Source organism: Saccharopolyspora sp. NPDC002376 (assembly GCF_053593195.1).
Map to the genome: position 1 here is coordinate 1 of NZ_JBSFBZ010000083.1, position 25,314 is coordinate 25,314.

Annotated in this window: 25 protein-coding genes and 1 pseudogene; 14 read left to right on the forward strand and 12 right to left on the reverse strand. The window is 68.0% G+C overall.

Annotated features, from left to right (window positions below; genetic code table 11):
• On the reverse strand, positions 1 to 293 hold a 293-nt coding region (locus tag ACWCO2_RS33965), incomplete at its 3' end, for a superoxide dismutase (RefSeq protein ID WP_450129334.1).
• A 163-nt stretch (positions 294 to 456) separates the two neighbouring features.
• Between ACWCO2_RS33965 and ACWCO2_RS33970 the strand changes: the two genes are divergently transcribed.
• Together ACWCO2_RS33970 and ACWCO2_RS33975 are read left to right on the forward strand one after the other, a co-directional pair.
• Positions 457 to 1,254 carry an SAM-dependent methyltransferase gene (locus ACWCO2_RS33970; RefSeq protein ID WP_450131897.1) on the forward strand — a complete coding sequence of 266 codons (798 nt, stop codon included), beginning with the start codon at positions 457 to 459 and terminating at the stop codon, positions 1,252 to 1,254.
• Positions 1,255 to 1,370: 116 nt separating this feature from the next.
• Positions 1,371 to 2,486: an acyltransferase family protein gene (locus ACWCO2_RS33975; protein WP_450131919.1), complete on the forward strand. Its 1,116-nt coding sequence runs from the start codon at positions 1,371 to 1,373 to the stop codon at positions 2,484 to 2,486.
• 78 nt (positions 2,487 to 2,564) lie between these two features.
• Here the strand turns inward: ACWCO2_RS33975 and ACWCO2_RS33980 are convergent, their stop codons facing one another.
• Positions 2,565 to 3,935, reverse strand: coding sequence for a S28 family serine protease (locus ACWCO2_RS33980; RefSeq protein WP_450131898.1), 1,371 nt, complete (start codon positions 3,933 to 3,935; stop codon positions 2,565 to 2,567).
• Between the two features lie 153 nt (positions 3,936 to 4,088).
• On the opposite strand from ACWCO2_RS33980, the gene ACWCO2_RS33985 reads away from it, so the two are divergent.
• Positions 4,089 to 4,487 carry a PPOX class F420-dependent oxidoreductase gene (locus ACWCO2_RS33985; RefSeq protein WP_450131899.1) on the forward strand — a complete coding sequence of 133 codons (399 nt, stop codon included), beginning with the start codon at positions 4,089 to 4,091 and terminating at the stop codon, positions 4,485 to 4,487.
• Positions 4,488 to 4,647: 160 nt separating this feature from the next.
• Here the strand turns inward: ACWCO2_RS33985 and ACWCO2_RS33990 are convergent, their stop codons facing one another.
• Positions 4,648 to 5,514, reverse strand: coding sequence for a cellulose-binding protein (locus ACWCO2_RS33990; protein ID WP_450131900.1), 867 nt, complete (start codon positions 5,512 to 5,514; stop codon positions 4,648 to 4,650).
• A gap of 351 nt (positions 5,515 to 5,865) precedes the next feature.
• A complete protein-coding gene (locus ACWCO2_RS33995) occupies positions 5,866 to 6,441 on the reverse strand; it encodes a TetR/AcrR family transcriptional regulator (RefSeq protein WP_450131901.1) in 576 nt (191 codons plus the stop codon).
• A 485-nt stretch (positions 6,442 to 6,926) separates the two neighbouring features.
• On the opposite strand from ACWCO2_RS33995, the gene ACWCO2_RS34000 reads away from it, so the two are divergent.
• The 3 genes from ACWCO2_RS34000 to ACWCO2_RS34010 all read left to right on the forward strand — a co-directional run bounded on the left by ACWCO2_RS34000 (position 6,927) and on the right by ACWCO2_RS34010 (position 11,729).
• On the forward strand, positions 6,927 to 8,420 hold the full coding sequence (locus tag ACWCO2_RS34000) for an aldehyde dehydrogenase family protein (protein ID WP_450131902.1): 1,494 nt from the start codon (positions 6,927 to 6,929) through the stop codon (positions 8,418 to 8,420).
• A gap of 159 nt (positions 8,421 to 8,579) precedes the next feature.
• Positions 8,580 to 10,112 (forward strand): APC family permease, encoded by a 1,533-nt coding sequence (locus ACWCO2_RS34005; protein ID WP_450131903.1) that lies wholly within the window; start codon positions 8,580 to 8,582, stop codon positions 10,110 to 10,112.
• A 69-nt stretch (positions 10,113 to 10,181) separates the two neighbouring features.
• The gene (locus ACWCO2_RS34010; protein WP_450131904.1) at positions 10,182 to 11,729 is read left to right on the forward strand and encodes a GMC family oxidoreductase; all 1,548 of its coding nucleotides are present in this window, start codon (positions 10,182 to 10,184) and stop codon (positions 11,727 to 11,729) included.
• 226 nt (positions 11,730 to 11,955) lie between these two features.
• On the opposite strand, the gene ACWCO2_RS34015 is transcribed toward ACWCO2_RS34010, so the two are convergent.
• The 3 genes from ACWCO2_RS34015 to ACWCO2_RS34025 all read right to left on the reverse strand — a co-directional run bounded on the left by ACWCO2_RS34015 (position 11,956) and on the right by ACWCO2_RS34025 (position 13,649).
• On the reverse strand, positions 11,956 to 12,171 hold the full coding sequence (locus tag ACWCO2_RS34015; RefSeq protein ID WP_450131905.1) for a hypothetical protein: 216 nt from the start codon (positions 12,169 to 12,171) through the stop codon (positions 11,956 to 11,958).
• Between the two features lie 155 nt (positions 12,172 to 12,326).
• Positions 12,327 to 12,944 (reverse strand): TetR/AcrR family transcriptional regulator, encoded by a 618-nt coding sequence (locus ACWCO2_RS34020; RefSeq protein WP_450131906.1) that lies wholly within the window; start codon positions 12,942 to 12,944, stop codon positions 12,327 to 12,329.
• Between the two features lie 141 nt (positions 12,945 to 13,085).
• Entirely contained in the window at positions 13,086 to 13,649 is a 564-nt protein-coding gene (locus ACWCO2_RS34025) for a helix-turn-helix domain-containing protein (protein WP_450131907.1), read from the reverse strand.
• Positions 13,650 to 13,697: 48 nt separating this feature from the next.
• Here ACWCO2_RS34025 and ACWCO2_RS34030 point away from each other — a divergent pair, with 48 nt between their 5' ends.
• Complete coding sequence (locus tag ACWCO2_RS34030; protein WP_450131908.1) at positions 13,698 to 14,900, forward strand: benzoate/H(+) symporter BenE family transporter; 1,203 nt, start codon at positions 13,698 to 13,700, stop codon at positions 14,898 to 14,900.
• On the opposite strand, the gene ACWCO2_RS34035 is transcribed toward ACWCO2_RS34030, so the two are convergent.
• The 4 genes and pseudogenes from ACWCO2_RS34035 to ACWCO2_RS34050 form a co-directional block, all read right to left on the reverse strand.
• Positions 14,871 to 15,149: a zinc ribbon domain-containing protein gene (locus ACWCO2_RS34035; protein ID WP_450131920.1), complete on the reverse strand. Its 279-nt coding sequence runs from the start codon at positions 15,147 to 15,149 to the stop codon at positions 14,871 to 14,873. The genes ACWCO2_RS34030 and ACWCO2_RS34035 overlap by 30 nt on opposite strands.
• A gap of 98 nt (positions 15,150 to 15,247) precedes the next feature.
• A complete protein-coding gene (locus ACWCO2_RS34040) occupies positions 15,248 to 15,877 on the reverse strand; it encodes an RNA-guided endonuclease InsQ/TnpB family protein (RefSeq protein ID WP_450131909.1) in 630 nt (209 codons plus the stop codon).
• 16 nt (positions 15,878 to 15,893) lie between these two features.
• Positions 15,894 to 16,061 (reverse strand): annotated as a pseudogene (locus ACWCO2_RS34045) (transposase); the annotation flags it as partial.
• A gap of 357 nt (positions 16,062 to 16,418) precedes the next feature.
• Positions 16,419 to 17,054 (reverse strand): cyclase, encoded by a 636-nt coding sequence (locus ACWCO2_RS34050; protein ID WP_450131910.1) that lies wholly within the window; start codon positions 17,052 to 17,054, stop codon positions 16,419 to 16,421.
• A 368-nt stretch (positions 17,055 to 17,422) separates the two neighbouring features.
• On the opposite strand from ACWCO2_RS34050, the gene ACWCO2_RS34055 reads away from it, so the two are divergent.
• Positions 17,423 to 18,313 carry a TIGR03619 family F420-dependent LLM class oxidoreductase gene (locus ACWCO2_RS34055; RefSeq protein ID WP_450131911.1) on the forward strand — a complete coding sequence of 297 codons (891 nt, stop codon included), beginning with the start codon at positions 17,423 to 17,425 and terminating at the stop codon, positions 18,311 to 18,313.
• A 117-nt stretch (positions 18,314 to 18,430) separates the two neighbouring features.
• On the opposite strand, the gene ACWCO2_RS34060 is transcribed toward ACWCO2_RS34055, so the two are convergent.
• Positions 18,431 to 18,955 carry a DinB family protein gene (locus tag ACWCO2_RS34060; protein ID WP_450131912.1) on the reverse strand — a complete coding sequence of 175 codons (525 nt, stop codon included), beginning with the start codon at positions 18,953 to 18,955 and terminating at the stop codon, positions 18,431 to 18,433.
• Positions 18,956 to 19,047: 92 nt separating this feature from the next.
• Between ACWCO2_RS34060 and ACWCO2_RS34065 the strand changes: the two genes are divergently transcribed.
• The 6 genes from ACWCO2_RS34065 (at position 19,048) to ACWCO2_RS34090 (ending at position 25,194) form a co-directional block, all read left to right on the forward strand.
• Positions 19,048 to 19,719 carry an HAD family hydrolase gene (locus tag ACWCO2_RS34065; protein ID WP_450131913.1) on the forward strand — a complete coding sequence of 224 codons (672 nt, stop codon included), beginning with the start codon at positions 19,048 to 19,050 and terminating at the stop codon, positions 19,717 to 19,719.
• Positions 19,719 to 20,747 carry a phosphotransferase family protein gene (locus tag ACWCO2_RS34070; RefSeq protein ID WP_450131914.1) on the forward strand — a complete coding sequence of 343 codons (1,029 nt, stop codon included), beginning with the start codon at positions 19,719 to 19,721 and terminating at the stop codon, positions 20,745 to 20,747. Before ACWCO2_RS34065 ends, ACWCO2_RS34070 begins: the two co-directional genes overlap by 1 nt.
• Positions 20,747 to 21,958, forward strand: coding sequence for an acyl-CoA dehydrogenase family protein (locus tag ACWCO2_RS34075; protein WP_450131915.1), 1,212 nt, complete (start codon positions 20,747 to 20,749; stop codon positions 21,956 to 21,958). The genes ACWCO2_RS34070 and ACWCO2_RS34075 overlap by 1 nt, the downstream gene beginning before the upstream one ends.
• Before the next feature lie 163 nt (positions 21,959 to 22,121).
• Positions 22,122 to 22,877: a 3-oxoacyl-ACP reductase FabG gene (gene fabG / locus ACWCO2_RS34080; RefSeq protein WP_450131916.1), complete on the forward strand. Its 756-nt coding sequence runs from the start codon at positions 22,122 to 22,124 to the stop codon at positions 22,875 to 22,877.
• Complete coding sequence (locus tag ACWCO2_RS34085) at positions 22,874 to 24,094, forward strand: acyl-CoA dehydrogenase family protein (RefSeq protein ID WP_450131917.1); 1,221 nt, start codon at positions 22,874 to 22,876, stop codon at positions 24,092 to 24,094. Before fabG ends, ACWCO2_RS34085 begins: the two co-directional genes overlap by 4 nt.
• Entirely contained in the window at positions 24,091 to 25,194 is a 1,104-nt protein-coding gene (locus ACWCO2_RS34090; protein WP_450131918.1) for an acyl-CoA dehydrogenase family protein, read from the forward strand. Before ACWCO2_RS34085 ends, ACWCO2_RS34090 begins: the two co-directional genes overlap by 4 nt.
• Positions 25,195 to 25,314: the final 120 nt, after the last annotated feature.

Below are 25,314 nucleotides of genomic sequence, written 5' to 3' on the forward strand. Positions count from 1 at the left end.
GCGGCCAGCTCACCGGTCGGCTTGTCCCCACCGTTGGGCGAGAGGATCTTCCACCACACCAGGTGCAGCGAGTGCCCGGCCAGGTTGAACGCCAGGGTCGTCTCCAACCCGACGATCGACGAGAAGTCGCCCTTGTCCCGCGCCTCCGCGATCTTCTCGACCGTGTCATTGGCACCCTTGACGTAGGCCGCGTGGTGCTTGCTGTGATGCAACTCGTTGATCTCACCGGCGATCGCCGGCTCCAACGCCGCGTAGTCGTAATCCAACTCCGGCAGGACGTACTGCTGCGCCATCGAACCTTCTCCCTTCACCGATCTTGCGGTTCGGGAGAAGTCTCAAACCTCCAGTGCGCTCAAGGTCAATGATGTTGCGCGAGTGCCCTCGATCACTTTTCACCCTGTTCGGTGCACGATCGGGCAACTACTCTGCGCACCAGACCGGTTACTCGGAGGAACAATGCCCGAAACATCCCAGATCCCGCACGACCTGGACCTGGACCGCCCGAGCGGGGCGCGCGTGCACGACTACCTCCTCGGCGGCGGCAGCAACTTCTCCTCCGACCGCCAATTCGCCCGCCGGATGCTCGACGTCGCCCCGGACGTCCGCCTCGACGCGCTGGCCAACCGCGCCTGCCTGCACCGCGCGGTGCGCACCTGCCTGGACCTGGGCGTGCGGCAGTTCCTGGACGTCGGCTGCGGCATCCCGACCCTCGGCACCGCGCACCACACGGCCCAGCGGCTGGCCCCGGACGCGCGAGTGGTCTACATCGACAGCGAGCCGCTGGCCGTCACCCAGGGCGAGCTGCTGCTGGAAGGCAACCCCAACGCCGCGATCGTGCAGGCCGACCTGCGCGACGTCGACGCGGTGCTGAACTCCGAGCGCACCCGCCGGCTGCTGGATCCGGCCGAGCCGGTTGCAGTGCTGATGTTCTCCGTCCTGCACTTCGTCCCGGAGCACCCGTCGGAGATAGTCAGCCGCTACCTGGACGCCTTTGCCCCGGGCTCGCTGCTCGGCCTGACCCACTTCACCGCCGACCACGCACCGCAGACCATGCACGCGGTGCTCGACCTGCTCTCCGATAGCCGGCATCCCGGCACCGCGCGCAGCCGCACCGAGCTGGAGTCGCTGCTGGCCGATCTCGATCTGCTGGAGCCGGGCGTGGTGCCGACCGCGGACTGGCGGCCGGCGCCCGGCGACTCGGACCTGCGCACCGCGCTGCCGCTGAGCTACGCCGCACTGGCTCGCAAACCGTGACCAACCCGACACAGATCCAGCAGAAGGCAAAGGTTGGGCCATCTGCCCAGCTCAAAACGCGATTATCGTTCGGTATTCCGACAAACCCCCCTGGTACGGTGACCTCCGTGCCCGAGATGACGTCCGCTGCTACCCGTCGGAGCTCGGGCCGGAGCAAACGCAAGATCAGCTGGGACGTGGTGCGCGCAGCCTGCGTCGTGCTGGTGATGCTCTACCACTCCACCTTCCTGAGCACCTACCTGCACCCGGAGATGACGCCGCGCACGGTGGTCTTCCCGTTCCAGGTCGGAGCCAGCCTGCTGCTGGTGATCTCGGCGTACTTCGCGTGCGTGACGATCGGTCGCGGATCGCTCCTGCGCTACTGGTGGGGCCGGATCGCCAGACTCGTCCCGCCGTTCCTCGGCTCCGTCGTCGTGATCTTCCTAGTGATGCGCTGGGCCGCCGTGGAGGGCTGGTTCTACCCCACGGTTAGCGACCTCACGGCGAACCTGCTGATGCTGTGGAACTGGAAGCCCGCCGACTACTGGTTCATCGACGGCTCGCACTGGACCGTTCCGCTGCAGCTCATGGGCTTCACCGCCGCTGCACTGCTGTACGCCAGCAGGTTCGGGCACGGGCGGCGGATCCTCGTGGTGCTGTGGCTGGCGGTGCTGGTGCCGATAGCGCAGTGGCCGCTGCGGGTGACCGACTCGTCCGAGGCCTACCGCACCATCGTCGACGGCATCGGCGTGCACCGCTGGCACTTGTTCGTGGTCGGCGTGGCCATCTGGCTGGGGTCGACGCGGCGGATCTCGATGCCGCACTTCGTCGGACTGCTGATCGCCTGCATGGCCGGTCAAGCGCTGCACAACTACGCCGAGACACCCGAGGGCCTGGTGGCCGACTGGGGCTCCACCATCGCGGTCTGCCTGGGCATGATCGTGGTGTCGCTGGTCGCCTTCGGCCCGGACTGGGACCGGGTGATCCCCAACTGGCTGGCCGGCCGCATCAGCTGGTTCGCCGGCATTTCCTACGGCGTGTTCCTGGTGCACCAGACCATCGGCTACATCGTGATGCGCAAGCTCGACGAGGTCGGTGTCGACCCGCTGCTGCAGACCGCCGCGATGCTGATCATCGGCACCGTCCTCGGCTGGGCCGTGACCCGCGTGGTGGAGCGCCCGTCGCACAAGTTCCTGATGAACACCTACGACCGCCTCGCCGCTCGTCGCGCCGCGCGGTCCGAGGTCGGCTGACACCCACCCCGCACTCATCACGAAGGGCACCTCCCCAAGCGGTTCATCGCCGGGAAGGTGCCCTTCGGCTTTTGCTGATCAGAGTGGGTGGCGTTCCAGCGGCTCGACGTCGAGGACCGCCGAGCGCGTCGCCGGCGCTTCGACGTCGGCCCACCGGCGCACGGTCGCCTCGGCCTCGGTCCGCTGATCCGCGGGCAGCCCCGCGATCTTGGAGCCGTGGTTGCCGCCCGGAACCAGGTAGCTGTAGGAGTCGTGGGTGGTGGGACCGACCTCGAAGTGCTCCGCGCTCCAGGGGTCGCGCTCGCCGTTGACGAACATCAGCTGCGAACCGCGGCTGCGCACCCACGCGTCGACCTGGCGCATCACGCCCGGCTGGAAGCGCATCGGGATCTCGCGCGACACCAGGTTGCGGGGCTGGCTGAGCTCGCGGTGGTGCAGCAGGTCGGCCAGCGGCTCGTCGGAGACTTCCGGCCAGCCCAGCTGCGTGCCCGCCTGGTAGTAGTACGGCGTGTAGGGCTCGATGCCCTGGTCGGTGTAGAAGTGGAAATCCGAGGTCTCGTCGAAGAACTGGTAGATCTCGTCGGTGCTGGCCGTGGTCGCAGGAACCTTGGCGCAGTCCTCCTGGCCGCGGTACTGCCAGAACGCGAACGGCGCGTCGAGCACGACCATCTCCAGGCCCCGGTCGACGTCACCGATGATCCGGTCGAAGGTCAGCCCCTCGGAGTCGGCGTAGGCCTGGAACTTCGCCGTCATCTCGCCGCGCCTGATCAGCGCTTCCCGCTGCACCGCGGTCAGCGCCGCGCGGCAGGCCGGGTCGGTGCCGACGTTGGCCAGGAACTCGTCGTAGCCGTCCTCGTCGTTGTCGACGTCGTTGGGCGCGACGTAGGCGACCGTGCCGTCGACGTCGTCGGGGTAGAACCGCCGGTGGTAGACCGCCGTCATGCCGCCCTTGCTGGCCCCGGTGGTGATCCACTGGTGCTGGTAGACCGAGTGCAGCGCGGTGATCACCCGGTGCTGGTCGGTGGCGGCCTGCCAGATGTCGAGGTCGTTCCAGTCGGCCGGTTCGGGCCGCGACGGGGTGAAGAAGCGGTGCTCCAGGCTCACCTGGTTGCCGTCGATCAGCTGCGTCGGCTCGGTGCGGGTGGTCTTCTCCGGCAGGTTGTAGCCGGAGGTGTAGAGCACGGTCGGCCGCGCCAGGTCGCGGTGCAGCAGGGTCAAGCGCTGCTGGAAGGTCCCGGCCTCCGGGTGGCGGTGGTCGACGGGCTGGTTGAAGGTCAGGTCGAACAGCCGGAACCCGGGCTCGGTGGGCCGCTCCCCCACCACCGCCAGGTCCGGCACCGCTTCCAGCCGGTCGCGCACGTCGTCCACCGGGGGCGCCGCGCCCACCGGGGCTCCGATCAGCAGCATCCCGCACACCGCGGCGATGGTGACCAGACCACGCCAGTTCATTCCGCCTCCCACTGCACCGAATTCCAGTCGAACCTGTTGAACCTAGTGATCACGCGCGGTGCCCGGAAGGTGTAGGCGTGTTCTCGCCGAACGGCTCCGCAGGTGCGATCCTCTCGGTTGGTGATCGAATCCGCCTGTTGGAAGGATCAACGGATGCCGAACGAGGAAGAGATGCCGCAAGAGGTGCTCGACCTGCTGGCACGACCGAACCCCGCGGTGATCGGCACGGTCAACACCGCCGGCGCCCCCATCACGGTGGCCACCTGGTACCTGTGGCAGGGCGGGAAAGCGCTGGTCAACATGGATGCCGGCCGGGCGCGGCTGAAGCACATCCGGGCGGATCCGCGGGTGTCGTTGACGGTGCTGTCCGCCGAGAGCTGGTACCGGCACATCAGTCTGCGCGGTCGGGTGGCCTCACTGGAGGACGACCCGGATCTCACCGACATCGACCGGCTTTCCCAGCACTACCTGGGAAAGCCGTACCCGGTCCGCGATCGCCCGCGGATCAGCGCCTGGATCGAAGTGGACAACTGGCACAGCTGGGGCGGCTGATCGCAATGCCGACGAGGTGGGCGCAATTTCTCGCGAAATTGCGCCCGCCTCCGGTTGTGACGATCAACGCAACCCGATTTCAATTCGGCCATCGGGCCTGAATACGACAATTCTGCGAGAAATCGCGTTCACCCGGGGTGATCGCGAACTCCCACCGCAGTCAGTTGCGACTCGCCGCCGCTTCTTCAGGCACCCGCTCCTCGTGACGCTGCTCCGGAACGTCGACGTCGCCGGACGGAACCTGTCCACTTTGGACGACTTCGGTGACGTAACCGTCCGAGCCCTCGCTGGCCGCACCCGCTTCCGTGGCAGCCAGGAACGGCTCCGCCGTGGCCAGCACCTGCTGCGCTGCGCGGACTCGCTGCGCGAGGTCCTGCCGCATGCCCAGCATCGTCTCGGAGTACTCGTCGGCCCGCCGGATCCGCCGCTCTGCTTCCGCGGTGGCTTCGCGGACCCGCCGCTGCGCCGCTTCGCGGCTGGCCTGCTCGCGCTCGGCCATGATCCGCGACGCCTCTTCGCGACGCGCCGCCATGGACACCTCGAAGTCGTGCTCGACCTGGGTGCGCCGCTCCTCGGCCTCGGCGTTGACGCGACGGCGGTGCTCCTCGGCTTCCCGCTTCATGGCCTGCACTTCCTGCCGGGTGCGGGCCAGCATCTCGTTGCGCTGCTGCTCGGACTGCCGCCGCCACTCATCGGCCTCGGCGACCAACTTCTCGTAGCGCTCGCGCAGTTCGGCCGCGGCCTGCTCGCTGCGCGCCCACTCGTGCTCGGACGCGGCCTGCGCGGCGGCGACCACCTCGTTCGCTTCGTCGTGCGCGAGCCGGACCATGCGACGTAAGCGGTCGGTCAGCGCAGCGGCGTCGATCGGAGTGCGCGCCTGGTCATCGAGCTGCTGCTTGAGCACCTCGATTTCAGCGCGCGCCTGGTCCAACTGCGCGGCCAGGTTGCCGACCTGGCTGAGCGCGGAGTCCCGATCCTCGCAGAGCATCCGGATCTCGGTCTCGGTCTGCTGAATGTAGAACTTCACCTGAGATCGACGGAACCCGTACCAAACGGTGTCGAAATCAGACTTGAGCGGCACCAATTCGCGGTCTTCGTTGTGCCCCACGGTCTCACCCCACCTGAAGTTGATCAATCGTGCTGGGAGCGAGCCACGCCCCGACGCGGCATGTCCGTTGTACACCGGAAAACCGCCGGGCGATGTGCTCCACCGGGCTGAAACCGGCAGACCGGACGCCCGCGGCGCGGACGGCGCCAACGATCGCTGGCACCATTCTGGCCACCCCTGACACCTAGATCAACAGTACCGGATTCGGCGCAATGCAACGGACATCCGATGTTGACCGATCGGACACCAAGCCGGAAAACCGCGCCGGAATCAGCTTTCCGCGGCGCTGGTCAGCACCCTGCGGAATATCATCTCGATTTCGTCTCGGCAGAGCACCGTTTCCCGGACGATGCCCTGCAGCAGCAATCCGCAGAACACCACCGACAGCGCGCGACCGGTCGCTTCGTCGGTGTGCGCGGCGAACAGCTCGGCCAGCGCGCTGTCCCACTCCTGGCTCGCGTGGTGCAGCGCGGGCTTGTGCAGCGCGGCGATGTAGAGCTGGTGCTGGACCGCGGTCTGCAACCGGGCCGGGCCCAGGTAGTGCAGCACGAGATCGGTCAGCGCGACCGTGAGATCACCGTTGCCCGCGAGTCCCTCGGACCACTGCCGCATCTGCGCGACGTCATCGGCGGCGGCCTGCCGCAGGGCACTGACCAGCAGATCGTCGAGGGTGGCGAAGTAGTAGGTGGTCGATCCCAGCGGAACACCCGCCGCAGCCGCGACGGCACGGTGCGTGAGCTTGTCCACGCCGCGCTCGGCCACCACATCAATCGCGGCGCGCGCGATGCGTTCGGGCCTGGCCGGGTCCTTGCGGCGCGCGGCGGGCGCGGGCTGCGTGGTCGACATTCGCTGGGACGTCCTCCGGTGTTGCTGACCGCTTCTCGACGGTTGGTCCAGTTGACCGTGCCCACCCTGCCACGTCGAAGTGCCAACGCGATGCGGTCCAGGTCACCGAATTGACGTTCCCGCTGTTCGGAGCGCATATTTTCAACAAAGAACGTCATCGAACAACCCCAGTGATGTACATCTGTACATGATCGGTGTTAGGGTCCTCAACGGTACTGAGAGCAATGACGCACCAGGTCGAGGAATCGACCTCCGCTGGAATTGAAGGAATACAGCGCCCGGCCGCCACCGAATGCATCGCCAGGAGGTGAAATCGCTGCAAGGCGTGCCGACGGCACCTTTCGGCGAATTCCTCCTCGATGCACCGATGACGATTCGCGTGGCGAAGATCCGGTTCTCACGGCATTGTGTGACCACACCGCCACCAGAAGTGCACAGCCGGGCGGTTTCAGCACACAAAGCACAACCATCACGGGGATACGAGCATGTCGCAAGCTGCGAATTCAGCACCCACGCTGTTCATCGACGGTGAATGGGTGTCGGCCGCGGACGGTCGCACCCGCGAGATCCACTGCCCGGCCGACGGGGAACTGGTGGCCACCGTCGCCGAGGCCGGCGCCGCCGAGGCCAAACGCGCCATCGCCGCCGCCCGCCGCACCTTCGACGAGGGCTCCTGGGCGACGAGTTCGCCGTGGGAGCGCGGTGACCTGCTGCTGCGGGTCAGCGACATCATCCAGCGCGACAAGGCCGAGTTCGCCCGCGCCGAATCGCTCGACACCGGCAAGCGCCTGGTGGAGAGCGAGTACGACATGGACGACATCGCCGCCTGCTTCCGCTACTACGGCAAGATCGCCGGCACCGACGCGGGCCGCGTCGTCGACACCGGCTCGCCGGACTCGATCAGCCGCGTGCAGTACGAGCCGGTCGGCGTGTGCGGCATGATCACGCCCTGGAACTACCCGCTGCTGCAAGTGGCCTGGAAGGTCGCCCCGGCCATCGCCGCCGGCAACACCTTCGTCCTCAAGCCCAGCGAGCTGACCCCCAGCACCGCCATCCTGCTGATGCGCGCGCTGGCCGAGGCGGGCCTGCCCGCCGGTGTCGGCAACCTGGTGCTGGGCACCGGCGCCGAGGTCGGCTCGGTGCTGGCCGACCACCCCGACGTCGACCTGATCTCCTTCACCGGTGGTCTGCACACCGGCCGCAAGATCTCCGCCGCCGCGGCGCCGACGGTCAAGAAGGTCGCGCTGGAGCTCGGCGGCAAGAACCCGAACGTGGTCTTCGCCGACGCCGACTTCGAGACCGCCGTCGATTACGCGCTGACCGCGATCTTCCTGCACTCCGGCCAGGTCTGCTCGGCCGGCGCGCGGCTGATCGTCCAGGACGAGCTGCACGACGCGCTGGTGGACGAGATCGTCCGCCGCGCCGAGCTGATCCGCCTCGGCGGCCCCTTCGACACCGAGGCCGAGACCGGCCCGCTGATCTCCGCGGCGCACCTGCAGAAGGTCGACGACTACGTCGCCAAGTCCGTCGCCGAGGGCGCCGTGCTGCGCACCGGTGGCCGCCGCCCCGAGGGCGAGCGCTACGCCAACGGCCACTACTACCTGCCGACCGTCCTCGACGAGGTCAAGCAGGGCTCGCACGCGGTGGTCGAGGAGTCCTTCGGCCCGGTGCTGACCGTGGAGCGGTTCACCGACGAGGACGACGCGGTGCGCATCGCCAACGACACCCACTACGGCCTGGCCGGCGCGGTGTTCACCGGTGACCCGGCCAAGGCGCAGCGGGTGGCCAACCGGCTGCGGCACGGCACCGTCTGGATCAACGACTTCCACCCCTACCTGCCGCAGGCGGAATGGGGCGGCTACAAGCAGTCCGGCATCGGCCGCGAACTCGGCCGCGCCGGCCTCGGCGAGTACCAGGAGGCCAAGCACGTCTACCAGAACCTGCGGCCTGGCCCGCAGAACTGGTTCTCCGGGAAGTAAGCACAACAAGACGCGCTGCGGCGGTGTCCGACCCACCGCCGCAGCGCGCTCATATGCGGCTGAACTGGCCGCAATCCCACAAATCGCGCGAAGCAAGCAACCACCCGGTCCAACCCTCCCGCTCCGGCGGGCGCGTTGATCGGGAAAGGAGTTCGGGGCATGAGCGCGCCCAATTACGACGCCGAGCTCAACGAGTTCGGCTACACCAACAAACTGAAGAGATCGCTCGGAGGGTTCCACACCTTCGCCGCCGGGATCAGCTACATCTCGGTGCTCACCGGCACCTTCCAACTGTCCTACTTCGGCCTCTCCTTCGGTGGACCCGCCTACTGGTGGTCCTGGCCGATCGTGTTTGTCGGACAGTTGCTCGTGGCGTTGAGTTTCGCCGAGCTGGCATCGCGATACCCGATCGCCGGTTCCGTCTACAACTGGGCGAAGAAGCTGGGCGGTCAGCACGTCGGTTGGCTGGCTGGCTGGATGATGCTGCTGGCCTCGATCGTATCGATCTCAGCGACCGCGCTGGCCTACCAGAACACCCTCCCGCAGATCTGGTCCGGTTTCCAGATCATCGGCGACGGCAGCAACAGCACCGACGCCGCGGTCAACGGCATCATGCTGGCGCTGGTGCTGATCCTGTTCACCACGCTGGTCAACGCCTTCGGCGTCAAGCTGATGGCCCAGATCAACAGCGCCGGTGTGTTCATCGAGCTGGTCGCCGCGGTGCTGCTGATCGTCGCGCTGGCGCTGGTCGTGGTGAACCCGCCGACCGTCGTGCTCGACACCAACGGCACCGAGGCAGCGTTCGGCGGCAACTACCTGAACGCATTCCTGGTCGCCGGGATCGCCTCGTCGTACGTGATGTACGGCTTCGACACCGCCGCGTCGCTGGGCGAGGAGTCCATCAACCCGCACCGCAACGCCCCCAAGGCGATCCTGCGGGCACTGATCGCCTCGTTCCTGCTCGGCGGCCTGATCCTGCTGTTCGGCATGATGGCCACGCGGGACTTCTCGGCGCCGGAGCTGGCCTCCAGCGGCCTGCAGTTCGTGCTCAACGACGCGTTGGGCCCGTTCGTCGGCCGACTGTTCCTGCTGGCGATCTTCGTGGCGATCACGGTCTGCGTGCTGGCGGTGCACACCGCGGCGATCCGCATCGTCTTCGCCATGGCCCGCGACAACGCGCTGCCGGCCGGCAAGCTGCTGGCGCGCGTCAGCCCGCGGTTCCAGACCCCGGTCGTCCCCGCCGTGGTCATCGGCGTGCTCGCGGTTGCGCTGCTGCTGGTCAACATCGGCCAGCCGCAGATCTTCACCGCCATCACCAGCCTGGCGATCATCCTCATCTACATCTCCTACCTGCTGGTCACCGTGCCGATGCTGGTCGCACGGCTGCGCGGCAAGTGGAAGCCCGGCAAGGAAGAAGGCCGGTTCAGCCTGGGCAAGCTGGGGCTGCCGATCAACGTCCTGGCCGTGGTGTGGGGCCTCAGCATGACGGTCAACCTGGCGTGGCCGCGCCGCGAGGTCTACAACGCTGAACCGCCGTACCACTGGTACCTGCAGTACAGCTCGGTGCTGTTCGTCGGAATCGCGGCGGTGGGCGGATTCGCGTACTACTGGTTCGTCCAACGGCACAAGGTCGGCGTTCTCGCCGAACATTCGTCCACTTCGGACGAGGAGAAGACCAGTTCGGTCGCCTGAGAGGTTCGGCAACCCGTCCACGAAGCGGGATGGCCAGAACTTTTGTTCACAGAAACGGAGATTCGGACAATGAAAGACCAGTTCGACTACGTGGTGGTCGGCGGTGGCAGCGCGGGTGCGGCGGTCGCGTCGCGGCTTTCGGAAGACCCGAACGTCACCGTGTGCTTGCTGGAAGCCGGTCCGTCGGACGTCGGCGACAAGGCGATCCTCGAGCTCAAGCGCTGGATGGCGCTGCTGGAGTCCGGCTACGACTGGGACTACCTGATCGAGCCGCAGGAGAACGGCAACTCCTTCATGCGCCACGCCCGGGCCCGCGTGCTCGGCGGCTGTTCCTCGCACAACTCCTGCATCGCCTTCTGGGCCCCGGCCGAGGACCTGGACGAGTGGGAGTCGATGGGCTGCACCGGTTGGGGCGCCAAGGACATCTTCCCGCTCTACAAGCGGTTGGAGACCAACGACGCCCCGGGTGAGCACCACGGCCGCAGCGGCCCGGTGACCCTGCGCAGCGTCCCGCCGAACGACCCGTGCGGTGTCGCGATGCTGGAGGCCTGCGAGGAGCAGGGCATCCCGACCACGGAGTTCAACTCCGGCAAGACCGTCACGCACGGCGCCAACTGGTTCCAGATCAACGCCCGCGAGGACGGCACCCGCTCCTCCTCGTCGGTGTCGTACCTGCACCCGAACCTGGACCGGCCGAACCTGGAGATCCGCACCCAGGCGTGGGCGAAGAAGGTCACCTTCGACGGCACCCGCGCCACCGGCGTGGAGTACCTGGACGCGGACCTGATCCACACCCGCACGGTCAGCGCCCGCCGCGAGGTGGTGCTGTCCACCGGTGCCATCGACACCCCGAAGCTGCTGATGCTGTCGGGCATCGGCCCGGCCGAGCACCTGCGCGAGTTCGGCATCGACGTGCTGGTCAACTCCCCCGGCGTCGGCTCCAACCTCCAGGACCACCCGGAGGGCGTCATCAGCTGGGATGCCAAGAAGCCGATGGTCACCGACTCGACGCAGTGGTGGGAGATCGGCATCTTCACCACCACCGAGGACGGCCTGGACCGGCCGGATCTGATGTTCCACTACGGTTCGGTGCCCTTCGACATGCACACCGTGCGACAGGGCTACCCGACCTCGGAGAACAGCTTCTGCCTGACCCCGAACGTCACCCGCGCCCGCTCCACGGGCACGGTGCGGCTGCGCAGCCGCGACTTCCGGGACAAGCCGAAGGTCGACCCGCGGTACTTCACCGACCCGCACGACATGCGGGTGATGACCGAGGGCATCAAGTTGGCACGCAAGATCGTGGCGCAGCCGGCGATGCAGGAGTGGGCCGGCGCGGAGCTGTTCCCGGGTCCGGACGTGCGCACCGACGACGAGATCGCCGACTACTTGAAGCGCACCCACAACACCGTCTACCACCCCGCCGCCTCGGTGCCGATCGGCGCTGAGGACGACGCGAGCAAGCCGCTTGACCCGCGCCTGCGGGTCAAGGGCGTGCAGGGTCTGCGCGTGGCGGACGCCTCGGCGATGCCGTTCCTGGTGGCGGTGAACCCGAACATCACCACCATGGCCATCGGCGAGAAGTGCTCCGACATGCTCAAGGAAGACAACAACTGATCCGGTGCGGGGCACCTGGTGCCCCGCACCTTTCATCGATCTCACCCGATCGATGCCGACGCCGGTGCTGTTCCCCGAAAGCAGCTTGGTGTTCGGTAGCTGCGAAGGCCCCTCCGGTCCCCCGCCCCGGAGGGGCCTTCGCCATTTTCGACGCAATTCCAACGAAAATGAGATGTCCGATTTTCATCAGGGGTCCGGCCGTTTTCCATCGGAATAGCGGGCCTGATCAAGCCGGGGACATGACCTCGTACAAATTGCCGGAGTCATCGCTGAAGAACAGGCCGCGGGGACACAGTGGATGGTCGATTCGGCTGTTGTCAGGTTCGAACGGGCTGTTGCCGTAGGACACACCATTCGCTTGCAGGCGCGCGAGGACCTGGTCGAAATCGGCGGGTTCCACGTCGAACGCGAGGTGGTGCGGTTCCGCGTCCGGTGCGGTCATGAACTGCAGGGTCAGCGAGTCGTTGACCGCGACCGGCGCGAACTTCCCGTCGATGCCGTCCGGCGGCAGTCACCGCAATCCCATTATCTCGGCGAGGAAATCCGCCGCCGCGTTGTTGTCCCGCGCTGGGACTATCGTGTGGTTCAGAGTGACCGTCATTTGTTCTCCACCACCGCGCCGTGCAGGAACAGGTCGACGAGTTCGGCGGGCTCCACCTCGGCGGACTCCCCCATGCGTCCCCGCGTGTGCAGGAATCCCATGAACATCGCGGCGAGCTTGTCCGGCGCCAACCGCAACGAATCCCCTTCCGGCTCGAAGAGTTCCGCCACGGCGTCGCGGACCTGGTGCCCTCCCGGTCGGTCGACGGGCTTCGGCCGATCCTTCTTGTACCGAGCGCTGCGCGCCCCGCTCGGGTGCCCGGTGGCCTGCAACGCCCCGACCACCGCGCCGATCCTTTCCAAGTGCGCCGCCAGAGCATCCGCCGCAGCGCAGAGCCGCTCCGCCAACGGGTCGTCGAGCGAAATCGACTCGATCTCCCGCACCACCTGATCCGGCTGAACCGCTTCGGCCACGCAAGCTGCCAACAACTCGTCCTTGTCCTCGAAAACCCGGAAAATGGTCGCCTCACCGATCCCTGCAGCGCGCGCGACCTGATTCGTCGTCACCGCCGCCCCGTACTCGGCCACCAGCGGCAGCGCCGAAGCGATGATCATCGCCCGCCGCTCCTCTGGACTCATCCCCGGCGCCCGGCGCCGCGTCGTCGTCTCTCCCATGCACCCCAAGCTACGGAGTGAACACTTACTCCGTCAAGGAAGAAGTAAGCATTCACTCCGATTGACGAACGCTCCCCCGAACCCGAAATGCCGACCTCACCCGCCGGACAGACGTTTGCGCAGGTCACGGAGCCAGGCGTTTCAGACCGGGTCGACGTAGCGCATCACGAGCGTCGCGGAGGCGTCGTCTTCGAGCGCTTGGTAGACGTGGTCCACGCCTCCGTCGAAGCGGATGTAGTCACCCGGGCCGAGCGTCTCCGGCGCGGACTCCGGCCCGACGACGAGGGTTCCGGAGTGCACCAAGAGCTGCTCGATCACCCGTGGCCGGTGCGCGCCTGACACGTACCGGGCACCGGCGCGCACGTGCAGCCGGTACACCTCCAACTGCTGGCCGCCGCTGAACACCCGGTCCATCAGCTGCACGTCCACCGTCTGCCCAGAGAGGTCCGAGCCGCTGGCCCGGTTGACCACCACCGCCGCCTTTGCGCCCTCTTCGCGCTCCGCGACCAGCAGCCGCCCCAGCGGCACGTCGAGCACCGTCGCGAGCGCGTAGAGCGTCTCCAGCGTCGGGTTCCGGCGGCCGGCCTCCAGCTCGGACAGCGTGCCCTTGCCGATGTCAGCCCGGCGGGCGGTCTCGGACAGCGACAGGCCGCGCAGGGCTCGGGCGGCTCGCAGGTTCGCGCCCACGACCTTGACCAGCTCCACCGCTACCTCCTAGCATCGTTCGTTCCATATACAGAACGGAAGGCTCTGGTGCAGTTGCGGCAACAACTCCCCACCGCCCTGCCGATGTCCACATTGGTCTCCGGCGCCATAACCACGCTGGTCGGCGTGGTGAGCTCCGCAGCCATCGTCTTCCAAGCCGCGCGGACCCTCGGCGCGGGCCCCGCGGAAATCGGCTCGTGGATCCTCGCGCTCGGCGCGGGCATCGGCGTCACCTCAATCGCGCTGTCCCTCCGCTACCGGGCACCGGTCGTGCTGGCCTGGTCCACGCCCGGTGCCGCGCTGCTGGCCACGAGCGGTCAAGGTACCTCGATGCCAGAGGCGGTCGGCGCGTTCCTGCTCGCCGCGGCGCTGACGGTACTGGTGGGGGTCACCGGCTGGTTCGAGCGGGCGGTCAACCTGATCCCGCCTTCGATCGCGTCCGCGCTGCTCGGCGGTGCGCTGCTGCAGTTCGGCCTGGGCATGTTCACCGCCATGCAGACCCAGTTCTGGCTGGTGCTGGCGATGCTGGTGGGCTACCTGCTCGGCAAGCGGCTGCTGCCCAGGTACGCGGTGCTCATCGCGCTCGTGATCGGCGTGGTGCTGGCCGCCGTCCAGGGTTCGTTGCGCTTCGACGGCGTCGGCTTCGCCCTTGCAACTCCGGTGTGGACCTGGCCCAGCTGGTCGCTGCACACCACGATCAGCATCGCCATCCCGCTGTTCGTCATCACGATGACCTCGCAGAACCTGCCCGGCATGGTCACGCTGCGAGCGCACGGCTACTCGACTCCGGTGTCCCCGGTCCTGTCCTGGACCGGCGCGGTGAACGTGGTGCTCGCGCCGCTGGGTTGCTTCGGCATCAACCTGGCGGCGATCACCGCTGCGCTGTGCATGGGCCGCGACGCCCACGAGGATCCGGCGCAGCGCTACAAAGCCAGCATCGCCTCCGGCGCGTTCTACGTGCTGCTGGGAATCTTCGGCGCGACGCTGGGCAGTCTCATCGCGGCGTTCCCGCCGGCGCTGATCACCGCGCTGGCCGGGATCGGACTGCTCGACACGATCGGCGGATCGCTGGCCAAGGCGACTGAGGACGCTGACAGCCGCACCGCGGCGCTGATCGCGTTCCTGGTGACGGCTTCGGGGGTGACGGTTCTCGGCATCGCGTCGGTGTTCTGGGGTCTGGTCGCCGGGATCGCCACCCACCTGTTGACTTCCTCCCCGCGGCTAAAGCCGGGGGATTCCAGCCAGTTCTAACGCTGGCTGGTGTGGTACTTCCTCACGGATTCCCACTAGTTCCTGCTTCGCAGACCGCCCAATGGCGAGGTCTCCACAGGCTGTCACCGCCTGCCCGGCGGCGAGGATGTTACGCGCGGCGTTAACGTCGGCGTGCTCGGTGTGGCCGCACCGGGTGCACCGGAACCGCGCTTGGCTCTCACGCGATTTCGGGTCCACAGCACGGCATACCGAGCACGCCTGAGACGTGTACGCGGCAGGAACGTGCACGATCTGGGTGCCCGTGTAACGGGCAGCGTTTTTCAACGCGAGTTCAAGCTTGTGCCAACCCTTGTCCAAAATCGCCCGGTTCAGCCCGGATTTCTGGCCTACGCCGCGGCAACACCACGGTCCACCCCCACGGCCGTGTCCGGTGCCGGATGCCGATCAGGCGTAGTGGCGCCATCCTCCACCAGGAACGACACGAACCAACGTGCCCCATCACGTGAAACCGTCGCCGACCGCACGACTCCACCCAGCGCGCGGGACCACCGGAACCTCACCCACCCAAGCTTCGGCAGCTTCGCGCGACCCAACCTACGGCCGAGCCGTTCCACCACGATCCGCTTCCCAACCGGAAACCGGAACGATGGCGACCACCGCCGAGCCGAGCGCCATCTCACCCGGAACGTGCCATGCTCCCGGCACGCCCGATCCACGTCCATCAGTGCTTGCTGCAACACATGCGCCGGGGCCTGCTTGAGCCACCCGTACTCGGTTTTAGCCTCAGCGAGCTGACCTGCCTGCTCGTTGTAGTTGATCCACGCGCCCCGGCTCCGGTATTCCCGGCGCTGCTCCAGCGCGGTGTTCCACACCAAGCGACAGATAGCGCCGAACGTCTCGCACTGCCCAGCTTGCTCCGGTGTCAGCGACAGCTGGTACCGACGCCCTGCCAACACCACGTCGCCGGCGCTTCTGCTGCTCGACGCAACGATTGATAGCCGACACCGGGACACCACCCGCAGTCGCCACCAAGTACGAGTTCGTCGTCACCGCCGGCAACCTCAACTGCAACCACGAAAACTCCTCCCGCAATAGGCGAGGGGAACAGCTTTTGAAGGCCTTGACTAGACGACGCACCCCGTACTGCGGATCAACCTCAACCGCAAGGTGAACGTGGTCAGGTATGGCGTCCAGTTCCATCAGCCACACCCCCTATCCTCCACAACCTCTCGAACGACCCGCTTCAAGCGCGTACCCAATAGATCGACCAACCATCTCGAACGCTTGATCGCCAGAACAGGTGATCGACACGGGAAATGACGCAGGCACAGCGCAGGAGCCGGTCGACCACGGAACCCATGCCGACAGCCCGCCACCTGCAGTCACTTTCCGCGCTACCTCGGGCAGGCACGCCGAGTGCAGACTCGGCTTACTAACTCCACGGCATATCCGGGTTCTGCGCGCCACACTTCTTTGATCACGCGGAAGCCAGCGGCGGGCTGGCGCGATCGGCGGCGGTGGGCGGACCTCCCGCAGAAGCTCCGCCCACCTGATCGGTCAGCCGATCGTCGTGGTCGCCAGGACGGGGTTGGGGCTGGGGAAGCACTTCGACGGCACGTTGGTGTCACCGATGATCGACGACACCACGGCGTTGAAGGTCAGACCCGGGTCGCTGTAGCTGGTGCCGTACAGCTTGGTCTCGATCGCGCCGGAGTCCCCGGCGGTGAGATGTGCGGTCACGGTGGGCAGTTCGAACTGCGAGCCGCCCGCGATCGGACCGTCCAGGTGCAGCGTGGCGACGTTGCCGTCCACGTTGATCGTCGGCGGATTCGGGCCGAGTCCGGAACCACCCGCCAGGTCGGCGGAGACGAAGGTGGAGTTCGCCGGGATTGGGATCTTGAGGTCCATGCCCTCGATCCGCTTGACCGTGAACCCGTTGACGCTGCCGGGAATCGCGTTCACGGCCGGGTCGATCACGATGTCCAGCGCGCCACCGGGAGCGACGTTGGCCGGAGCCGTGACGTCCGCGCCCTGCTGCAGGCTGAACTTCTGCTCGCCCAACGGGGACGCGCCGGAGCAGTCGAAGTTGATGTCGACGGCAGCCGCCATGGCTTGCGGGCTCAACGTCAGCGCGGCGGCCGCCGCCAGGGCGGCAGCGGTGGCGGCACGTTTACCACGGAGAAGGGACATCATTGGCCTCACCTCGCAGAAGTGGTGTTGAGAAGGTGCGGGCCGCGCGGCGACCCGAATACTTACTGCCGAGTAAAGTCGGCGTCAACGCACCCGCTTTTCCCATGTTTCGCAACGGACACCGTGCGCCACGCGCCGTCCGGCGGTATGTCGGGTACAACCGCCGATCAGCTGGATCTCGTTGCGACGACGGAGTTCCGGGGCCGCCGCGATCGCACCCCGCGGTGATCGCCGACTGCCGTTGGAGGTAGTTGCACGCTCACCCGGGGCAGGGATCGGGTCGCACAGCGCGCGCTAGTCCGAACGCCGATCCAGTGCAGCCGAACCGACCAGAGCTGGCAGCGCAGATCCGCGATGACACCATGGTTCCCATGCGCCTTGGACTGACCGTTCCCCAGTTCGGCCCCTTCGCCGATCCGACCCTGGTGCCGACGATGGCCGCCGAAGCCGAAGCGCTCGGCTTCGAAAGCCTCTGGGCGGGCGAACGCGTGCACGCCGCCACCGCCCCGATCACGCCCTACCCGGGCGGCACGATGCCCGAGCAGTTCCGCCGCGGCCTCGACCCGATGCTGGTGCTGACGCTGGCGGCTCACGCCACCGCGCACGCGCGGCTGGGCACCAGCACGCTCAACGCACCGCTGCACCCGCCGATCCACTTGGCCCGCAGCCTCGCCGGACTCGACCGGCTCAGCCGCGGCCGGGTCATCGCCGGGTTCGGGCTGAGCTGGTCGCGCGACGAGTACGACGCGGTCGCGGTGCCGTGGCGGGAACGCGGCGCGCGGCTCGACGAAACCCTCGACGTGCTGGCAGCCCTCTGGGCGGACGACCCGGTGCAGCACAGCGGCAAGTTCTGGACGATCAGCCCTGGCGACTTCCAACCCAAGCCCGAGCAGCAGCACCTGCCGATCTACCTGGGCGGGCTGTCCCCGGTGGCGTTGCACCGCATCGGTCGCCGCGCGGACGGCTGGCTGGGCGTGGCGCTGCCGACGGAAGCGCTGAGGGACGTGCTGGCGCGCATCGACGACCAAGCCCGGGAAGCCGGACGCGGGCCGATCCCCACCGCGCTGCGGATCAACGCCAGGATCCAGGCGAGTCCGACGGACGCACCGGGCACCGGCCCGGTCGAGCAGCTTGCGGACTACCTGCACGAAGTGGCCGAACTGGGCGTCGCCGACGCGTTCGTGGACCTGCAGTTCACCACCTCGACCCCGACCGAACTCCTGAACCTCGCCGCCCGGATCCGCAACTCCTTCCACCACTGAGCGCTCCCGTCCCGCGAGGTGCCAGTTTTGCCTGAAACTGGCCGGTTTCCGCACCCAGCTGAGCTGGGCGGTTTCAGGCAAAACTGGCCACCAGGCAGATCGGGGTGACGGGAGAGTTCAGGTGAAGTGGCCGGCGCGGTGGAAGTCGCGCAGGAGGAGCACCTCCGCGCCGTGGTGGAACAGCTCGCGGTTGAGGTGCAGGACCAGGGTGAGGTAGCTGCGGTCGGCGAACGGGCCTTCGGCCGGGCCGACGGGCTTCGCCCAGGCGTCGGCGTCGAGGGCGCCGATTCCGCTGCGCCACAGCTCCTCCTGCTCGTCCAGGTAGGCCAGCGCTTCGGCCGCCGAGCCCGGGTAGTCGTGGTTGTCCATCCGGTAGCCGCCGTCGCCGAAGTGGTTGCTGACGCGCAGCGCGAAGACGTGCCCGGAGATGTGGCTGAGCCGCCAGGCGATCGTGGTGAACGGCGGCGGCACCGGTTCCGGGAAGCTGAAGTCCATCGCCCAGCCGTCCTCGACCCGCCGCAGCGACCAGCAGTCGGCGACCGGCTCCCAGAAGTACTCCTCATCGCTGAGCCCGTCCAAGCGCGGCCGCCACGTAGACCAGTAGAAATCGAGCTGGTCAAGCACCTCATCACGCCAGTCCATGGGGGTCACCCTAGGGGCAGTGGCGGGTCCTCGCCGGTGATTCGGCGGGCAGCACTAGCGCAACATACCGGCTAGTCGGTACGGTCCTGGGCATGAGTTCCGGCGATGCAACCTCCCCTGTCCGGGCGGTCGTCTTCGACTACGGCGGCGTGCTGACCACTTCCAGTCGTGCGGCACTGCACTCCTGGATCGAGCGGGAGGGCATCCGCCCGGAGACCTTCTCCGCCGCGCTCAAGGAGTGGCTGTCGCGCAACGCCCCGCCCGGCACCCCGATCCACCGGCTCGAAACCGGCGAGCTCAGCCCCGAGGAGTTCAACCGCACCCTCGCGCAGCGGCTGCGCACCGTCGACGGCTCCCCCGTCGCGCCGGAAGGCCTGCTCCAGCGCATGTTCGCCCAGCTGCACAGCGAACCGGCCATGCTCGACCTGGTCCGCGCCCTGCGCGAGAACGGTGTGCGCACCGCGCTGCTGTCCAACAGCTGGGGCAACGACTACCCGTGGGACCTGCTCAACGGGCTGTTCGATCCCACCGTCATCTCCGGTGACGTGCGGCTGCGCAAACCCGACCCGCGGATCTACCGTCTGGTGCTGGACCAGCTCGACCTGCCCGCCGCGCAGACGGTGTTCGTCGACGACGGCGCCCCCAACGTCGAAGCCGCCGAACGCCTCGGCATGCGGGCGGTGCTGCACACCGGCGCCGCCGAAACCCGCGCCCGGCTCGCCGAACTCGTGCCGGGTGTCGTCCAGCAAGGCAAGGAGTTCTGATGACCGCCCAACCACTGCCCGGCCTCGACCTGGACCAGCTGCGCGCACACCTCGACGCCGAACGGCCAGGCCTGCTCGCCGGGCCGCTGACCGGCGAACTCGTCCAAGGTGGACGATCCAACCTGACCTACCTGGTGAGCGACGGGCAGCAGCGCTGGGTGGTGCGCCGACCACCGCTGGGCCACGTGCTGGCCACCGCGCACGACATGGGCCGCGAGTTCCGGGTGATGTCCGCGCTGGCCGGAACCGACGTACCGGTCCCGCACACGCACCTGCTCTGCGAGGACGACAGCGTGCTCGGCGCCCCGTTCTACGTCATGGGGTACGTGCCGGGCACCGTCTACCGCACCCCGGCGCTGACCGAGCAGCTGCCGCAGCAGCAGCGCGTCGAGCTGTCCTGGCAGTTGATGGACGTGCTCGCCGACCTGCACTCGATCGACCCCGAGTCGGTCGGACTGGGCGATTTCGGCCGCCCGCAAGGGTTTCTGGAACGTCAGGTGCGCCGCTGGAGCAAACAGCTGGCCGCCTCCCGCAGCCGCGACATCGACGGCATCGAGGAACTCGCCACCAGGCTCGCCGGGCGCATCCCCACCACGCCGCGCGCGGGCATCGTGCACGGCGACTACCGGCTGGACAACGTGATCGTCGGCGACGACCAGCGGATCAAGGCCGTGCTGGACTGGGAGATGGCCACCGTCGGCGATCCGCTCACCGACCTCGGGCTGCTCGCGGTGTACTGGGAGGGCTTCAACGGCGTCAAGAACAACCCGATCGCCAAGGGCATCGGCCCGGAGTACGGCTTCCCCACCACCCGGCAGCTGCTGGACCGCTACGCCGAGCGCAGCGGCGCCGATCTGTCCGAACTGGACTGGTACCTGGCGCTCGGCTTCTTCAAGATCGCGGTGATCCTCGAGGGGATCCACTACCGCTTCATCCACGACCAGACCGTCGGCGAGGGCTTCAACCACGTCGGCGCGCTCGTCGCACCGCTCGTCGCACAGGGTCTCACCACCCTCAAGGAGGACTGATGGATTTCGGCTACGACGCACGCACGGAGGAACTGCGCAAGCAGCTCCAGGACTTCATGGACTCCCACATCTACCCGGCCGAACCGCTGCTCCTGCAGCAGCTCGCCGAGGCCGAGGACGAGTGGGCGGCGCACCTGCCGATCATGGCCGAGCTCAAGGCCGAAGCCCGCAAGCGCGGCCTGTGGAACCTGTTCCTGCCCGGTGAGCACGGCGCCGGGCTGACCAACCTGCAGTACGCGCCGCTGGCCGAGATCATGGGCCGGGCCGGACGGCTGGCCCCGGAGGCCACCAACTGCTCCGCGCCGGACACCGGCAACATGGAGGTGCTGACGCAGTTCGGCACCGAGCAGCAGAAGCAGCAGTGGCTGAAACCGCTGCTGGAGGGCGAGATCCGCTCCGCGTTCTGCATGACCGAACCGGAGGTCGCCTCCTCCGACGCCACCAACATCGGCACCCGCATCGAGCGCGACGGCGACCACTACGTCATCAACGGCCGCAAGTGGTTCTCCTCCGGCGCGATGAACCCGCGCTGCGAGATCCTGATCGTGATGGGCAAGACCGACCCGGACGCCGAGCGGCACCGCCAGCAGAGCCAGGTCCTGGTCCCCAAGAACACCCCGGGCGTGCGGATCGAGCGCAGCATGCACGTCTTCGGCTACTCCGACGCCGACCACGGCGGGCACGCCGAGATCGTGTTCGACAACGTCCGGGTGCCGATCGAGAACGTGATCGCTGGCGAGGGCGAGGGCTTCGCGATCGCCCAGGCCCGCCTCGGTCCGGGCCGCATCCACCACTGCATGCGCGCCATCGGGATGGCCGAGCGGGCGCTGGAGCTGATGTGCCGGCGCGCCAACGAACGCGTCGCCTTCGGCAAGCCGCTGGCCGAGCAGGGCATCGTCCAGCACTGGATCGCCGAATCGCGGGTCAAGATCGAGCAGGCCCGGCTGCTGGTGCTCAAGACCGCGTGGCTGATGGACACCGTGGGCAACAAGGGCGCGCACACCGAGATCCAGGCGATCAAGGTGGCGGTGCCGGAGATGGCCACCTGGGTCATCGACCGCGCCATCCAGGCCCACGGCGGCGGAGGCGTCAGCCAGGAGTTCCCGCTGGCCAACCTCTACGCCCACGCCCGCACGCTGCACATCGTCGACGGCCCCGACGAGGTGCACCGCCGCTCGCTGGCCCGCCGAGAGCTGAAGAAGTACCGCTGAAACAACTGTCTGACGAGCTCATTTTGCGTAGCGGTGCCAGCTGCGAGGGTGGGCTGAGCGGCTACGCCGCTTCAAAGACAACAACCATTCCGCTCGAGACTCGTAATACTTGTTGCGACTGTCGTTGAGCACGGTGCAGACCCACACATCGCAAGGAGAAGCAATGGCAAACAGTCGAGTCGCGATCGTCACCGGTGCCGCCCGCGGAATCGGCGCGGCCACCGCCAAGCGGCTGGCCGAGGACGGCTTCGCCGTCGCCGTCCTCGATCTCGACGAGAAGCACTGCGCCGAAACGGTTTCGGCGATCGAAGACGCCGGTGGCAAGGCCCTCGCGGTCGGCTGCGACGTCAGCGACGCCGAGCAGGTGCAGGCCGCGGTGGAGCGCATCGCCACCGAGCTCGGCGGTCCGACCGTGCTGGTCAACAATGCCGGCGTCATCCGGGACAACATGCTGTTCAAGATGTCCGAGGACGACTGGGACCTCGTAATGGGCGTGCACCTGCGGGGCGCGTTCCTGATGAGCCGCGCGGTGCAGAAGCACATGGTCGAGGCCAAGTGGGGCCGCATCGTCAACCTCTCCAGCACCTCGGCGCTGGGCAACCGCGGCCAGGCCAACTACTCCACCGCCAAGGCCGGTCTGCAGGGCCTGACCAAGACGCTGGCCATCGAGCTTGGCAAGTTCGGCGTCACCGCCAACGCCATCGCGCCGGGCTTCATCGCCACCGACATGACCAAGGCCACCGCCGAGCGGGTGGGCATGGGCTTCGAGGAGTTCACCCAGGCCGCGGCGGCGAGCATCCCGGTGGCGCGGGTCGGCCAGCCCGAGGACATCGCCAACACCGTGTCCTTCTTCGCCGACGAGCGCTCCGGTTTCGTTTCCGGCCAGGTCATCTACGTGGCCGGCGGGCCGAAGGCATGACCGTGGACGCCGCCGAACTCCGCGGCCGGGTGGACGAGTTCCTGGCCGCGCACGATCCACAGCGGACCGATCGGCTGGAGTTCCTGCGGGCGCGCTTCGACGCCGGGCTGGCGTGGGTTCACTTCCCCGCCGGTCTCGGCGGCCTCGGCGCCGCGCGGGAGTTGCAGCCAGCGGTCGACGCCGCGTTCGCCGAGGCGGGCGCGCCGGACAACCACCCCGAGATCAACGGCATCGGCCTGGGCATGGCCGCGCCCACGATCCTGCGCTTCGGCACCGAAGAGCAGCACCGCCGCTACCTGCGTCCATTGTGGACCGGCGAGGAGACCTGGTGCCAGCTGTTCTCCGAGCCCGGTGCCGGATCCGACCTGGCCGCGCTGTCCACTCGGGCGGTTCGCGATGAGGGGGGCACCTCCCGCTCGAGCAGAGCCGAGAGTGGGGGAGAGTGGGTGGTCGACGGGCAGAAGGTGTGGACGTCGCTGGCGCACCTGGCCCGCTGGGCGATCCTGGTGGCCCGCTCCGACCCCGACCAGCCCAAGCACAAGGGCCTGAGCTACTTCATCTGCGACATGACCGCGCCGGGCGTGGAAATCCGCCCGCTGCGGCAGATCACCGGTGAAGCCGAGTTCAACGAGGTGTTCCTGACCGGGGTGCGGATCCCGGACGCCCAGCGGCTCGGCGAAGTCGGCCAGGGCTGGCAGGTCGCCATGGGCACCCTGATGAACGAGCGGGTGGCCATCGGCGGGCGCACGCCCCCGCGCGAAGGCGGCATGATCGGCGAAGCCGCCAAGGCCTGGCGCGACCACCCCGACAAGCGCACCCCCGGCCTGCACGACCGGCTGCTGCAGCTGTGGGTGGACGCCGAGGCGACCCGGCTGACCAGCATCCGGCTGCGCCAGCAGCTCGCCGTCGGCGAGCCCGGGCCGGAGGGTTCGGCGGTCAAGGTCTGCTTCGCCGAGCAGAACCAGGCGATCACCGGCTTCGAGCTGGAACTCCTGGGCGAGGCAGGGCTGGGCTACGACGACTGGACCTTCCGCCAGTCCGACGATTCCGACTTCATCAAGCGCGGCGCCGGATTCCGGTACCTGCGGGCGAAGGGCAACTCGATCGAGGGCGGCACCACCGAGATCTTGCGCAACGTCATCGCCGAGCGGGTCCTGGGGCTACCGCCCGAGATCCGCACCGACAAGGACCGGCCGTGGAAGGAGCTGCCGCGATGAGCGCTCCCGACCTGCTCTACAGCGAGCTGGAGGAAGACCTGCGGGCCAACGTGCGGCGGCTGCTGCGCGACCGCTGCGACTGGACCGCGGTGCTGGCCCGCTGCGAAACCGACGAACCCTACGACCTGGCCCTCTGGCGCACACTCGCCGGCGAGCTCGGCCTGGCCGCACTGCTGGTGCCGGAGGAGATCGGCGGAGCCGGGGCCAGCGCCCGGGAGCTGGCGGTGGTGGCGGAGGAGATCGGCAGCGCGGTCGCGCCGGTGCCGTTCCTGAGCAACGTGCTGGTCACCGCGGTGCTGGTGGCCTGCGCGGAGCAGGAGGTGCTGCCGCAGCTCGCGGACGGTTCCCGGATCGGGACCGTCGCTGTCGGGCTGACCACCGCACCCGACGCCGCGTTCCCGCAGTCGGTGAAGTCCGACGGATCGGTGCTGACCGGTACCGCGTCGGCGGTGGTCGACCTGGAGGTCGCCGACCACGTGGTGGTCCCGGCCGTCGACGCCGACGGCGCGGCGCTGTACCTGGTGGACACCTCCGCATCCGGGGTCACTCGGACACCGACCACGCCGCTGGACCTCACCCGGCGGTTCGGCACCCTCGACCTGGACGGCGCGCACGGCCAGCGGCTGGCGTCCGGGGCCGATGCCGAGCGGATCCTGCGGCACGCACTGCTGACCGCGGCCGGGCTGCTGGCGTCCGAACAGGTCGGTCTCGCGCAGCACTGCCTGGACTCCACAGTCGACTACGCGAAGACCCGGTACCAGTTCGGCCGGCAGATCGGCTCGTTCCAGGCGGTCAAGCACCGGCTGGCCGACCTGTGGGTGGGAGTCAGCTCGGGACGCGCCGTGGCCCGCAACGCCGCGGACGCCCTGGCCCAGGACTCCGAGCCGGAACTCGCCGTGGCCATCGCCCAGGCGTACTGCTCGGACCTGGCGGTGCTGGCCGCCGAGGAGCACCTCCAGCTGCACGGCGGCATCGGCATGACCTGGGAGCACCCGGCCCACCTCTACCTGGGCCGGGCCAAGAGCTCCCAGCTCGCGTTCGGCATCGCCGAAACCCACCGCCAGCGCATCGCAGAACTGGCCGACCTGCCCAAGCCGTAACGGGTCGTGAGTGCGTAGCAGTGTTCTAGAAGATGAAAGCAAAAAACAACAGAATTACTCAAAGATGCCAGATGTAAAACAAAAAAAAAAATATGAATATGGTTAGTGGGGTGGTGGTGT

Coding starts and splice junctions, on each gene's coding strand:
- ACWCO2_RS33970 (WP_450131897.1), top strand. CDS start 457: ATGCCCGAAACATCCCAGATCCCGCACGACCTGGACCTGGACCGCCCG.
- ACWCO2_RS33975 (WP_450131919.1), top strand. CDS start 1,371: ATGACGTCCGCTGCTACCCGTCGGAGCTCGGGCCGGAGCAAACGCAAG.
- ACWCO2_RS33980 (WP_450131898.1), bottom strand. CDS start 3,935: ATGAACTGGCGTGGTCTGGTCACCATCGCCGCGGTGTGCGGGATGCTG.
- ACWCO2_RS33985 (WP_450131899.1), top strand. CDS start 4,089: ATGCCGAACGAGGAAGAGATGCCGCAAGAGGTGCTCGACCTGCTGGCA.
- ACWCO2_RS33995 (WP_450131901.1), bottom strand. CDS start 6,441: ATGTCGACCACGCAGCCCGCGCCCGCCGCGCGCCGCAAGGACCCGGCC.
- ACWCO2_RS34000 (WP_450131902.1), top strand. CDS start 6,927: ATGTCGCAAGCTGCGAATTCAGCACCCACGCTGTTCATCGACGGTGAA.
- ACWCO2_RS34005 (WP_450131903.1), top strand. CDS start 8,580: ATGAGCGCGCCCAATTACGACGCCGAGCTCAACGAGTTCGGCTACACC.
- ACWCO2_RS34010 (WP_450131904.1), top strand. CDS start 10,182: ATGAAAGACCAGTTCGACTACGTGGTGGTCGGCGGTGGCAGCGCGGGT.
- ACWCO2_RS34015 (WP_450131905.1), bottom strand. CDS start 12,171: ATGACCGCACCGGACGCGGAACCGCACCACCTCGCGTTCGACGTGGAA.
- ACWCO2_RS34020 (WP_450131906.1), bottom strand. CDS start 12,944: ATGGGAGAGACGACGACGCGGCGCCGGGCGCCGGGGATGAGTCCAGAG.
- ACWCO2_RS34050 (WP_450131910.1), bottom strand. CDS start 17,054: ATGATGTCCCTTCTCCGTGGTAAACGTGCCGCCACCGCTGCCGCCCTG.
- ACWCO2_RS34055 (WP_450131911.1), top strand. CDS start 17,423: ATGCGCCTTGGACTGACCGTTCCCCAGTTCGGCCCCTTCGCCGATCCG.
- ACWCO2_RS34060 (WP_450131912.1), bottom strand. CDS start 18,955: ATGGACTGGCGTGATGAGGTGCTTGACCAGCTCGATTTCTACTGGTCT.
- ACWCO2_RS34065 (WP_450131913.1), top strand. CDS start 19,048: ATGAGTTCCGGCGATGCAACCTCCCCTGTCCGGGCGGTCGTCTTCGAC.
- ACWCO2_RS34070 (WP_450131914.1), top strand. CDS start 19,719: ATGACCGCCCAACCACTGCCCGGCCTCGACCTGGACCAGCTGCGCGCA.
- ACWCO2_RS34075 (WP_450131915.1), top strand. CDS start 20,747: ATGGATTTCGGCTACGACGCACGCACGGAGGAACTGCGCAAGCAGCTC.
- fabG (WP_450131916.1), top strand. CDS start 22,122: ATGGCAAACAGTCGAGTCGCGATCGTCACCGGTGCCGCCCGCGGAATC.
- ACWCO2_RS34085 (WP_450131917.1), top strand. CDS start 22,874: ATGACCGTGGACGCCGCCGAACTCCGCGGCCGGGTGGACGAGTTCCTG.
- ACWCO2_RS34090 (WP_450131918.1), top strand. CDS start 24,091: ATGAGCGCTCCCGACCTGCTCTACAGCGAGCTGGAGGAAGACCTGCGG.